14 protein-coding genes are annotated in these 12,050 nt (G+C 31.9%); 8 read left to right on the forward strand and 6 right to left on the reverse strand.

Annotated elements, in window-relative coordinates:
• Positions 1 to 244 precede the first annotated feature (244 nt).
• Positions 245 to 748 carry a GNAT family N-acetyltransferase gene (locus ACZ2V4_RS11310; RefSeq protein WP_219494992.1) on the reverse strand — a complete coding sequence of 168 codons (504 nt, stop codon included), beginning with the start codon at positions 746 to 748 and terminating at the stop codon, positions 245 to 247.
• A complete protein-coding gene (locus ACZ2V4_RS11315; RefSeq protein WP_490514909.1) occupies positions 738 to 2,006 on the reverse strand; it encodes an MFS transporter in 1,269 nt (422 codons plus the stop codon). The genes ACZ2V4_RS11310 and ACZ2V4_RS11315 overlap by 11 nt, the downstream gene beginning before the upstream one ends.
• Positions 2,007 to 2,303: 297 nt before the next feature.
• On the opposite strand from ACZ2V4_RS11315, the gene ACZ2V4_RS11320 reads away from it, so the two are divergent.
• Positions 2,304 to 2,690 (forward strand): glycine-rich domain-containing protein, encoded by a 387-nt coding sequence (locus ACZ2V4_RS11320; protein WP_219494990.1) that lies wholly within the window; start codon positions 2,304 to 2,306, stop codon positions 2,688 to 2,690.
• 184 nt (positions 2,691 to 2,874) lie between these two features.
• The gene (locus ACZ2V4_RS11325) at positions 2,875 to 4,176 is read left to right on the forward strand and encodes a CapA family protein (protein WP_490514910.1); all 1,302 of its coding nucleotides are present in this window, start codon (positions 2,875 to 2,877) and stop codon (positions 4,174 to 4,176) included.
• Here the strand turns inward: ACZ2V4_RS11325 and ACZ2V4_RS11330 are convergent.
• A complete protein-coding gene (locus ACZ2V4_RS11330) occupies positions 4,163 to 4,735 on the reverse strand; it encodes a tyrosine-type recombinase/integrase (RefSeq protein ID WP_490514911.1) in 573 nt (190 codons plus the stop codon). The two genes, ACZ2V4_RS11325 and ACZ2V4_RS11330, sit on opposite strands and share 14 nt — an antisense overlap.
• Before the next feature lie 1,310 nt (positions 4,736 to 6,045).
• Between ACZ2V4_RS11330 and ACZ2V4_RS11335 the strand changes: the two genes are divergently transcribed.
• Positions 6,046 to 6,567 (forward strand): hypothetical protein, encoded by a 522-nt coding sequence (locus ACZ2V4_RS11335; RefSeq protein ID WP_101143109.1) that lies wholly within the window; start codon positions 6,046 to 6,048, stop codon positions 6,565 to 6,567.
• Positions 6,568 to 6,697: 130 nt separating this feature from the next.
• Here ACZ2V4_RS11335 and ACZ2V4_RS11340 read toward each other — a convergent pair whose 3' ends face one another.
• Positions 6,698 to 7,252: a hypothetical protein gene (locus ACZ2V4_RS11340; RefSeq protein WP_133446096.1), complete on the reverse strand. Its 555-nt coding sequence runs from the start codon at positions 7,250 to 7,252 to the stop codon at positions 6,698 to 6,700.
• Between the two features lie 276 nt (positions 7,253 to 7,528).
• On the opposite strand from ACZ2V4_RS11340, the gene ACZ2V4_RS11345 reads away from it, so the two are divergent.
• Positions 7,529 to 7,735 carry a hypothetical protein gene (locus tag ACZ2V4_RS11345; protein WP_133446097.1) on the forward strand — a complete coding sequence of 69 codons (207 nt, stop codon included), beginning with the start codon at positions 7,529 to 7,531 and terminating at the stop codon, positions 7,733 to 7,735.
• A gap of 118 nt (positions 7,736 to 7,853) precedes the next feature.
• Here the strand turns inward: ACZ2V4_RS11345 and ACZ2V4_RS11350 are convergent, their stop codons facing one another.
• Positions 7,854 to 7,946, reverse strand: a complete 93-nt coding sequence (locus ACZ2V4_RS11350; protein WP_115113453.1) for a type I toxin-antitoxin system Fst family toxin — start codon at positions 7,944 to 7,946, stop codon at positions 7,854 to 7,856.
• A 162-nt stretch (positions 7,947 to 8,108) separates the two neighbouring features.
• On the opposite strand from ACZ2V4_RS11350, the gene ACZ2V4_RS11355 reads away from it, so the two are divergent.
• The 4 genes from ACZ2V4_RS11355 (at position 8,109) to ACZ2V4_RS11370 (ending at position 11,327) form a co-directional block, all read left to right on the forward strand.
• On the forward strand, positions 8,109 to 8,480 hold the full coding sequence (locus ACZ2V4_RS11355; RefSeq protein WP_490514912.1) for a hypothetical protein: 372 nt from the start codon (positions 8,109 to 8,111) through the stop codon (positions 8,478 to 8,480).
• A 518-nt stretch (positions 8,481 to 8,998) separates the two neighbouring features.
• Positions 8,999 to 9,442 (forward strand): plasmid mobilization protein, encoded by a 444-nt coding sequence (locus ACZ2V4_RS11360; protein WP_490514913.1) that lies wholly within the window; start codon positions 8,999 to 9,001, stop codon positions 9,440 to 9,442.
• Positions 9,424 to 10,521: a relaxase/mobilization nuclease domain-containing protein gene (locus tag ACZ2V4_RS11365; protein ID WP_490514914.1), complete on the forward strand. Its 1,098-nt coding sequence runs from the start codon at positions 9,424 to 9,426 to the stop codon at positions 10,519 to 10,521. The genes ACZ2V4_RS11360 and ACZ2V4_RS11365 overlap by 19 nt, the downstream gene beginning before the upstream one ends.
• 185 nt (positions 10,522 to 10,706) lie before the next feature.
• Entirely contained in the window at positions 10,707 to 11,327 is a 621-nt protein-coding gene (locus ACZ2V4_RS11370; RefSeq protein ID WP_490514915.1) for a hypothetical protein, read from the forward strand.
• Here the strand turns inward: ACZ2V4_RS11370 and ACZ2V4_RS11375 are convergent.
• Positions 11,328 to 12,050, reverse strand: a 723-nt coding sequence (locus tag ACZ2V4_RS11375) for an HTH domain-containing protein (protein ID WP_490514916.1), incomplete at its 5' end; no start/stop codon positions are given.

The following is a 12,050-nucleotide window of genomic DNA, read 5'->3' on the forward strand; positions in this document are numbered from 1 at the left end:
GGGTATGATTAAAACATAATCTTATAAGAAGAGTTTAAGGAACATTCTAAAGTGTTTGCCGATGTACGCGATCGGTAGGCGATTAATAACTGTTTGCAGCAGTTATTAATGCTGAATGTTCTTTTTACGTTCAATTAAGTTAATTAAATTGTATAACTATTCCATATAAATAGCAAACCAAAATAGGAAATTTCCTATTTTGATTTGCCTATTTATTAAAATTGATAATAATTAATTATCATAACTAATGTGTTTTAACAAGAGACATTAAAAATTCATTATAAAAGCAATTATCAATCTGTATAGAATTTAATTTTTCACCCTCAATTAAAAAATTAAACTTTTTATAAAGTTTAATTGCATTTTTATTCTGAGAAATAACACTTAATTCAAGTCTGACTAAACTAGTTTTAGAAAACCACTGCATAAGATATTTCATAAGAGATGTTCCAACGCGCTTATTTCTATATGACTCATCTATTCCTAAAACTATAAATGCAGAGTGTGACTTTTTAATTTCTGAAAATTCAATAACAAATAAATAGCCTATTAATACATTATTAATTTCAGCTACTATTATATTTGAATTGCTTTTATTTTTGATTTTAGTTATAAGGTGCTTCATTTGATTTTCATTTGTATTTCTTTCCCCTGCATTCATCAACATATACATAGAGGTCTTTTCCACATTTTTCATTAAAAATGTTAATTGATATGCATCTATTTCAGAAGCTTCTCTAATTATCATTTAATTGTACTCCTTTTAATTTATTGTAATATCTCTTAATTTTTTCATTTTCTATTTCAACCGATTCAATATTTTTAATATTTTTTAATTTTGAAGTGAATAAATAGATAGAAATGAATAAATATCCTATAAAAAGTAAGATGAAAGTATTAATATAACCTATTTTTAAACTGATTACCCCACCTAATATTCCAGCGATAGGCATAGTACTTCTACTAACAAATCTACTACTACCGTTGATTTTTCCTAGTATTTCTTTAGGTGTAATTACTTGCCTTAGTGTAACTTGATTAATAAGATACATGGTATTACCAAAACTAAACAATATCTGACCCAAAAGTACTATGTATATAGGAATAATTTGATTATTAGAAACTAAAAAAAATATTAACATGCCTATAGTAATAAAAAATAGTGAGAGATTAATTGAGTAACCTATTCCAATTGATGTAGCAATTTTTCTAGAATAAAATGATGCAATAATACTTCCAATGCTACCAACACTTAATACTATACCTATAAATGATTCATCTACTTTTAATTCTTTATATAAAAATAGCATAAAAATAGCACTGAAAATAGTATGTAAAAAATTTATCATTGATGTAGAAATGCACAATCTAGATAATACTTTATTATTAAAGATAATTTGTAATCCGTATTTTATTTCTTTGAACATTTCTGATTTTACGTTTATTTTATTATTATTTTCTTCATTATTTGGAATTTTTAAGAAAAAAATAGAAGACACTAAGAACATTACTGAATTTATTATTAAAGAAAAAGGTGCAGAGAAAATATTTATCAATATTCCCGCTATATTAGGTCCAATCATTTTAGATAAAGCTTTAGTACTTTGGATTTTACTATTTGCCTCAACCATATTTGAATTATCAACTATATTAGGAATATAAGATAAAAAAGATAATTCAAATAACAGGGAATTGAATCCTAACAGAAATATTAATAAATACAAAATATAGATCGTCATTATATCCCAAAAAAGGAATATAGGGATGATTAGTAACAATAAGATAGAAAGTATGTTTGTGTACATAATAAGTTTCTTTTTATTGTTGTTATCTACTAAAGCACCAGCAAATAGTCCAAATAATAAATAAGGTAGTGTGGACATTGCTTGATAAAATCCCATCTCCATTTGATTTGCATCAAAAAAGATAATAGCTGTTAGAGGTAGAGCCATAACAGATATTTGGGATCCTAAACTAGAGATGGTTTCACCAATCCATAAAGACATAAAACTTTAATTCTTAAATAAAGGGGACTTGAACATACTAACAACTCCTTTTTAAAAATTATAAACTATTTTTTCTGAAAATTGTACAATTTTCAGAAAAAATATTGGCGGTATGAACTTTTTATTTTAAACTAAAAAATGTACTTATTACACATGCAAGGAGGGGTAACTATGGCATTCGAATTATGTATCGGTGAAGTGGCAGATGAAAAAGTAACACCTCAAGAAGGTAACTAAATACAATAAGAGCAGCTAATTTAAAGTTAGTTGCTTTTTTATGAAATGAGGAATTTTTTTATGGAAAAAGTAATTGAAGAAACTGATGTAAAAATGCCTATATTTTCATTGAATCTAGTAGAAGCTTGTAAATTATATGGGAATTATTTTGAAAATTTATCTGCAGAAAAAATAGAAGAGATGGTTAAGGAATATAAGATGTTTTGGAGAATTATAAAAAAGAATCCTGGAATGTCCTTCACTCCTAGCAAATCTATTGATCAAGTATGGCATTTACATATGTTACACCCCCAAAATTATTTTGCTGACAGTAAAGGTTATTTTAATGGAATACTTTCACATAGTGCAGGATTTGGAAAAAAAGAGGGCGAACTAGAAAAATTAAAAGAATATGCAAAGATCAGAGATGAATTATGGTTTAAAGAGTACGGCTATTATTTAAAGTGAAAATAATAGTGTAGATAGTATTAGTGTGAATTATACTAATTTTGAAAATAAAATTTAAACAAGAATAAAATATAAATAATACAAGGTAGCTGTTTATCGGTTACCTTGTATTATATTTATATGAAATAATAGTATGTAGTTATGATTGATTTATCGGTGTATATTCACTAAAAAGGAGATTTTTATGACAGAAGAAATTGTAGTTTTTTGTGCTAGTGGGGATAGTTTTATCAACAGAAGGTTATCTAAAGAAAATGTACATGTAAATAAGTTATCTGAGATTATAAATACTGCAGATGTTAAGATGACAAACCTGGAGACCACTATAGAGGATAAAGATAATTTTCCATCTGCATTAAGTGGTGGTACCTGGGCTAAGTCTTCTCATAAAGTTTTAAAAGATTTAAAAAAACTAGGATTTAATTTAATATCGTGGGCTAACAACCATACGATGGATTATTCTTATAATGGGTTAATCAGCACCTATAACTACCTAGAACAATATGATTTTGTACATGCCGGTGCAGGAATAAATTTATTCGATGCGAGTAAAGCCAAATATTTAGAGGTACATAATGCCAGAATAGCATTAATATCATTCACATCTACTTTTCATAATTATATGATTGCTGGAGAACAATCTAGTACTACAAAAGGGCGTCCAGGTATCAATCCATTAAGGGTATCAATACACTATAATCTTACTAAAGACAAAATTAATCAATTGAAAAATATAGAAAAAGAATTGAATATTAATGGTTTTTATGAAGAAGGGGTAAAACTAGGGTTATTACATAAGATTCCAGAAGAATATACTCCTTTTAGTAAACTTCTTTTTAGAGAAAGTGAATTTACAGAAAAAGTTTATACTATTAATAAAGAAGATAAAGAAAGGATAATAAATAGTATCAAAGAGGCTAAACAGCAATCAGATTATGTTATATTGAGTATACATAATCATGAATCTAACGGTATTAGTTTAGATTCCCCACCTTGTTATATCAAGAAATTTGCTAAAGAATGTATAGACAATGGAGCAGATATAATTGTTGGGCATGGTCCACATGTTATTAGAGGCATTGAAATATATCAAGGGAAACCTATATTTTATAGTCTAGGAAATTTTATTTTTCAGACAGATACAGTAGATACTCTACCACCAGAATATTTTCAAAAGTTAGGATTGAAAAATGTATCTTCTGTTTCTGAAGCAATGAATAAAAAAACAAACAACGGTAAAATGGGATTCGACGGTTATCAAGAAGCATGGCAATCTATACTACCTATTTGGAAGATGAAAGACGGTAAGTTAATTGAGCTATCTTTATATCCTTTAGAACTAGGATATAGTAAAAAGAGACAAGAAAAAGGAACACCAAGAATCACAGACAATAACGAGGTATTAAAAAGATTAATTTCTCTTTCTAAGGATTTTGGAACATGCATAGAGATAGAAAATAACATTGCGAAAGTTAAAATTGATTAAAAATATCTTTCATCGTCTCATTTATTAAGCTATTTATCACTTCTTGATTAATCCCAATATATCTTAAAGTCACAGACTGAGAAGAATGATTAAATAAATCCATTAATAAAGCGACATCCTTTGTTTTCTTATAGTAATGATAACCAAAGGTTTTACGCATCGAATGGGTACCGATTTCATTTAAACCGATTGCTTTTGCTGAATGGTTGAGTATTCTGTATGCTTGTACACGACTAATAGGTTTATCATTACCACCAGAATCGAGTTTATTACTTTTAAATAGGTAATCCTCGTCATCCAAGAACTGAATATAACGATCAATATCCTCCTTTAGATGATAAAGGGGGATTTGTTTCTGTTTACGGGTTTTCTGCTCTCTCAGCTTGATTGTATAGTCTTTAATATCCTTTTTCTTTAGTCCCAACATGTCACTTACTCTTAAGCCACAGTTAATCCCAAGATTAAAAAGAAAAACATCTCGTTCTGATCCATAATAAGCAAGTGCCTCTTTCATCTCCTGTATCTTTTTCACATCTCTAATCGGTTCCACGCTGTTCATCAAATCACTCCTATATGATACGTATAATGTACGTATTGATATCACTATGATACATTATTTCAGGCATAAAAATAAACCCCTTTGGTGTCGGGGTTTGTCATGTAACATAATACATATTGTGTTACATTATTTAAGGTTTAAATATAGTAAAATGTTTTTTTCAATATTTAAACCTTAAATAATGTAAATAATATAAAAGTAATTTCTATTTGACTAAGTTACAAAAAAAGTATATATTGAACAAAAAATAAAATGAGGTTTATACAATGGATATCATATGGTTAATTGTTTTTTGTCTAATAATTATCTGGGTTGCAATTACAATAGGGCTTTTCATTAGAAGATTGTTAAATAATATGAAGCAGAGAACAAAAAGTAGAATTGAATTAGAAGCACTGCAGAAGAAAGAACTTGAGAAAAGAATTGAAATATTGGAGCAACAATTGGCAGAGAGAGATAATAAACTTTAAAAGATCTGGAGAGATCTCAGATTGAAGACAAACTCACAATTCTAAAAGTGAGTTTGTCTTTTTTATTATGAAACAAAATTACCATTATGTTACATGAATTTTTAAAGAGACGCACTATTCAATTAAAAGTATAATAATAGAATTCTAATTGATTATTATAACTGTAGACTAAATAGACGAATGAAGCGAATGATTGTACAACCTTAAATTTACCTTAAATTTTTAAAAATTCAGTAATAAATAGAATTATTAAGGTATACTGAAAAAAATAAATTATAGAGGTGATAAAATATAAATATAATGAAACATTATACTAATTACTTTAATTTTATCTAAAGAAATATCCATTATTTAAAAATAAATTAGTGTCATGGAAGAAAGTGAGATTTCAATGGCTAAGAAAAAAGAAAGGAATAGTGAAGTAATCTATTCAACATCGAAGGAAATTGTCATCAATATTGCGAGGTGAAAGTATGACCTATAAATTTTATAAGATTTTGACTAGTCTAATTATTATTAGCTTTTTATTTATCTTTCATTATTATTTAGCAAGTACAATGCATGAAGGAGTGGATAGACCTCTATGGATTTATTTTTTAAATCCAATAATTGCTATCATTCTGTATATTATTTTTACAACTTTAGGTGAAAAAATTTATAAGAAGGAAGATGATAACCGTGACAAATAAGACTAATTTATTAATTACTACCACAGTAGCAGTTTCTTTATTAACTTCTACTTTTATATCCCCATTAAAAGCAAATGCTGAAGCATAACAATCTGTAAAAAGTCAAAATTTTTCTGTTGATAATATAACATATACAAACGATAAGATTATTATGGAAGATGGTTCAGAAGTGAAATACGGCACTAATTATAATATAGTAACTGATGAAAAGAAAAATGATACTTATAAATTGGTATTAGATTCAGCTAATAAAAGAATTGTAGTAACAAATTTGAAGAATGGTATTGTTTCATATAAGAAATTAACTACTGAAGTGGTTATAGAAGAGCCTTCTCAATTACGAAAAGATGATATTGAAATTGACGGACGCTTAAGCTCAAGTACGGATGAAAAGAATATTTTATCTCGAGCAGCAGCAGGGCCACCAGCAGGATCAGTAGATGGTTATAAATATGTGAGAACCACAAAGCATTCTTTAGAAAATGATGTTAATAATACAACTTTATTAATAGGTTTAATGATAACAGGAGGAAATATAGCTGCAGGAACGACTGCAAAAGCAGCTGCAAAAGATTTATTAAAACCTATTGCAGCCTATATAATAGGCAGTAAATTACCGAAAGTCTATTGGAAAGAAAGATTATACTCTAAAAGTAAAAGAATTGATAATTAAAATACAGAATACATCAGTATGTTTTCTTCTGTATTTTTTATTATAATAAATACATTGATGAAAATTTTTTTGATATTTCCAATTGGTGTTTCAATTCCAATATCTTCACTCCTATAATCCTATATAAAAACTATTTTTTAAACCATTTGCTTAAAAATCCTTTTTTATTCCTATCATCGCTATTTTTTAGTTCATTATACACTTTATCGTTTATATTCACTGTTTGTGCTTCTATAACATCTTCTTTAATCTCATTCAATTCTATCTCTAATGCTTTTATCTTTTCATTTGACTGCAATTGTAATGATTGTTGCTGGGATAAAAGTGTTTGTTGCTGTTTTAATAAACCATTTAAATTATTAACTTGATTAATATATTCATCTTTATCTTTTTTTAAATCTTCTATTTGTTGTTTTAGTATTTCGACCAAATCATCATTTCTAGAATCTTTTTCTTCTGTTTGACTACCTGATACACTAACATCTTCTGGATCCTTATTAATCATACTATTTGCTTGTTTGTTCTTATTTATACGCTGAGAGATTAAAACTGCCTGTTTATCATCAATTTGTATCACATTATCTATTTTTTTTAATTCTAAATCTAACGCTTTCGCATTATTTGTGATAGTTGCTTTAGTAACTTCCAACTTATCTGCTAATTGTTTAACTGTATAATTCATCATTTAACTACTCCATTTCAATTATGCAGTGCTAAGTACATCTATGTACATAAAAATCAACATTAGTTATGCACTTATTATGTGCTATATAATAATAATTACCTACCATTAACCACTTAGGCTATTTACTATTCACCGGATATATTATGTAGATAGCTTATGTACCTTTATATACTCTTATCCATCTAAAATTATAACATCTTTATCCTTTTAAATTACTCTTAAATTCAATTATTCGTTATAATTAAAATAAGTAGTTAATTTATATGGGGTGACTAAATGTCTGAAGAAATTAAAGAAGAAAAAAGAAAATATGGTTTTTATCATCAAAAAGGTGAAAAGATTAAGGTTGTTTTCCTTGATGGCAAAGCTGTGACTGGAACATATTTATTCGGTGCGAAATATGAGATTTACATTGAAACAGAAGATGGACGAGAAATTACGATATTTAAACATGCTGTAAAGTATGTCTATGTCATTGATTAGTTTTACAAAGAAAACTGAATGATATATAATAGACTTAACAAGGATTAGTTCCATGGAAACACCGAACCCCCTGACTGCTGGAACAGTTAGGGGGTTTTTTAGGTGCTGGTATGCCGTCTTACGACTTACGCTGATCTAACCAGTGAGAAAACAACGCAAGGACCACACCGACAATAATCGGCGCAACTATATTTACAAGGATATAGTCCATGGAGATCACCTCCTTCCATAAGATCTCGCCTATGGAAGTAAAGACGGCTTACTCATTATATCGAATTACGATGATTTCTTCTAGGTGGCTTACCTTATTCTTTTTATCACGTAAAAATGAGTGGCATAATAAGGGTAACGATAAACATCAGGAGGATATGTCATGACAAATATTGATTATGAAAAAGAACTACAAGCGTTAGAAGAAAAAAAGAAGCAGCTATTGAAAGAAAAGCGTGAAAAAGATAAGAAAGAACTTCAGACCTTAAAAGAAGTCTTTGGTAAAGACTTCCCAAGAAAAGAGAATGGTAAATTTATCTCGTTAGATGAATTTAAGAAAAATTATGTCATTTCACATAAGGATCAGTCAGGGATTGATCCGAATAAATTGAATGCAGTTCAGGAAGAACTCAATCAATTAAAGAAGGCGCTGAATGGCATTGCGGATGCAATGGACGATTCAAGAGGCTACTGGCACGTGAGTGATCTTAAGGGGTTAACGAACTGGTTATCACAGTTTAGAACGAAGGGCTAAACTGTGATAACCAGTCTTACAAAAGATACTGGTATGCAGTATCTTTTGTATCGAATTGATTGGATTAGGATGACGTAAGTAGTCATCATATTCAAATCAATTTGATGAGGTTTTCTACAAAAATCCATCCAAACATCATGTGATATTTGGATGGATTTTGTATTTTATATCATCTGTGTATTTCGAAGAAATAGACGATGATATAAAACGAAAGGGTTAAGGGAAATACTTTTCCCTTACAAGTAGGTGAATGATACTTTGCGAAGCAAATGTATACATTCGCACTGCTTGACCAAAACATTTTTGTACAATTTATAGTACAATTGAGATAAACATCGTGACAGAACAATTGGACATAAATGTTTTGTGTTCTTGTGATGTGATGGCTGTTGTTCATCTCAAATGCGAGCGAATAGTGAGACATTTGGATTTACAACAATCGTGTGAATGTCTGCGACCGAATAGGGAGCAGTCTGAACCGATACATCACATCACTTCGGCACGGAGTGGCGTAAAAAATGACGAATGAATATGAGCTATTTTTTACAGAATGGAGGGACGAACAAGTGAGCGAGGCAAAGAAAAAATCAAAGATTATTTCTTTCCGAGTGAACGCAGATGAATATGATGTGATCGCTGGTACAGCTTCAAGTGCCAACTTGAACATCACATCATATTTAAAAGCGCGCGCATTAGGAGGGAAGATTCATCGTCCACTGATGAAGTCAGAGGATATTCAGAGTATCTTACCACCTCTTTCAAAGCTTTCGGGAGAGATCAGTCGTGTTGGTAATAATATGAATCAATCGACACGTGCTTTAAAAGCTTTAGCACGTGAACCCTATATTGGTTCTGTAGAATTGAATGCGATTAAAAAGCTGACAGAAGAATTTCAGGCATCTCAGCATGAATTTGAACGACTTCAGAATGAGGTGCATCAGATATGGCACAGACTAAAGTAGCATCCTCTAGAAGTGCCACGGCATCCATCAAATATGGGCGTAATGGTAAGGATAAGGACACACAGGAGAAGAAGTGTATCGCAATGTCTGGGATCAACTGTGATCCGAGTAACGCTGAATATGAATTTCGTGTCGTGAGGAAAGCGTTCAACAAGGCGAAGGACGAAGGTAAGGATATTCAGGCACATCTCATTGAACAGTCCTTTAAAGGCCGTGACATTGATCCTTTTGAAGTGAATCAGATGGGATATGAACTGGCCGAACGGCTGAATGAAGCACTCGGAGGGGGCTTTCAGGCCGTCGTCTATACACATGGCAATACAGACAACTATCATAATCACATCGTGTTTAATGCGGTAAATTTAGAGGATGGCCACAAGTATCACTGTTATCAGGAAAAGAAGATCGTCGAACGCATCAATGATGCGGTTGTACAGGAACATGGTTATCCCGTCATTGAAAAGCATAAGGAACGTGGGACATCGGTCACGATTAAAGAACAGAAACTCAAGGATAAAGGCGAATATATATGGAAAGATGATCTAAGAGCACGAATCGATCAGGCATTCGAAAAAACAAAGGATAGCCTTCATTTCGATTTAGAGCGCTTTAAGGCGCATCTAACCGATCTAGGTGTCAACATAAGGGAAAGATTCAATCAGAAGCAACAGATGACCCGTTTTTCATACGACTTTATCGACCGGGATGGTAAGAAACGTATCATACGTGAAAAAAATTTAGGAGTTGATTATGGTGCCGAGGGAATCCAATACGGACTGGAGCAGGAACGAGAATCTTATGAGCGATTTAAACGACAATCAGGATTCACATCTCTCCCAGCAGGTCGTACAGCTAAAGTTGAAGTACCAGAAAGCAGAGATCGCATTCAACAGTATGCACGACAAGTACTTGACGCTCGTATCAGAGATGCAGGAGATGAAACGCTACAACGAGACACTCAAACAGGAGATGCGCACGGTCATCAACGAAAATCGAACACTCAAGACCGAACTTCAGAGGACCATCCAACACAGCCAGGACAAGATCGACGCCATGACCGTGGTGGACTTGAACGCTGAAAGTCTTAGACGGGACGTCTTAACGGATCTGAAGAGAGAGATGAGGTCTGAAATAGAGATGCATCAGACGGAGCTGAATCATAGCTACCTCAGGACAAAGCTTATCCTGAACTATATCCCCGTCATCATCAGTTTGATCTTTGTGATATTCACCATCTATTATCTTATGACAGGGATGCATTAGGATGTTCACATTCCTCTATTATGGCATCCCGATCTGTATCGTTGCTTTGTGTCTCTATTTAATATTCGTATTGACGGCGAAACTTGAGGACCATCTCGCATCGTTAAGATTCACACTGCCTTTATCTGTGATGCTCTTCGGCATAGGGTTCACCATCAGTGTATGGACGCCTTTATCACCGTTGCCCTATTATCAGGCGCATCTACATGTACAGAAAGTCCAACAGCAGTCCAACATAGCTGAGACCTATCTGGAAGGCTTAGTCGACAAAGGACTACTGGATACGACCGTGAAGAAGCATGTCACACATCAACATTTTTCAGTCGCACAGAAAAAAATCAGTCAGATTGATGACCCCAAGAAACGTAAGGCACTCATGGATAAACATAATGACTATCTATCAACGTATGAACATCAGATCGGTGACAGGCTCATCCAAAAGCTTCAACTCGAACATCTCAGTATCTCTGAATACAGTAATCTTACGGCACATGACTATGACAATGTCCGTTATCAGATTCAGCAACAGATCCAGACACCACGAACGGAGCAGTTTTTCCTGGAACGTGTCGAGAAGCTACAGAAACGACATGCTCTCGAATATCAATCCGTCACTCCATAACTAGATGACAGCATGATAGACATAGAACTGTTGTGCGATATATTCTCGAAGAATCCCGATGTAGTACGCTCTGTCGCTCTTTATCTCAGATTTCTGTCCGTGATAGACTTTTTTCTTCGCCTTAACAAGTGATTTTATCGCATACGTCATAATCTCAGTGTGGTCTTCAGTGTCATAGATATTATTACCGATGGTTTCTTTCAGCATGATTTTATAAAGAGACAGAATTTCTTCATCACTAAAGAAGGGCTTTGCGACGTTGTAAATTTCGTCAGGCACTTCCATCGGTTTGACACGGATATCTGAGTTTTTAATGTTGTGATATAAAACTTTAGCATGTGTTTTATTTAAACGTTTCTTGTTACTTAAAAAGATATTTAATAGATTTAAAAAGAATATAGTTTCCTTTTTTGCATGAACATGTTGTAAGGCCTGTTGCGACAGCTCTTTTCCGGTCTTAATGACATGATTAAGCGTGGACATTTTAGCGTGGACATTTTTTTCTTTAAGGATTTCATATTGCGTATACGTGTTGATACGATAGACATTTGCGCCGTTATTCTTACGTTTACCACTGACAGTGTGAATCTTCGTGATATAACCTTTTGCATCAAGATTCTTTAGCGTTCGATAGACTGTTTTCTTACTGATTTCGAGATGATCTGCGATGGTCTGAAGTTTTAGGTGAGCATAACCGATCACCTTTAAGCTGTGCTGTTTTAA

The organism is Macrococcus sp. CoH-51_TC_04, from assembly GCF_058188655.1.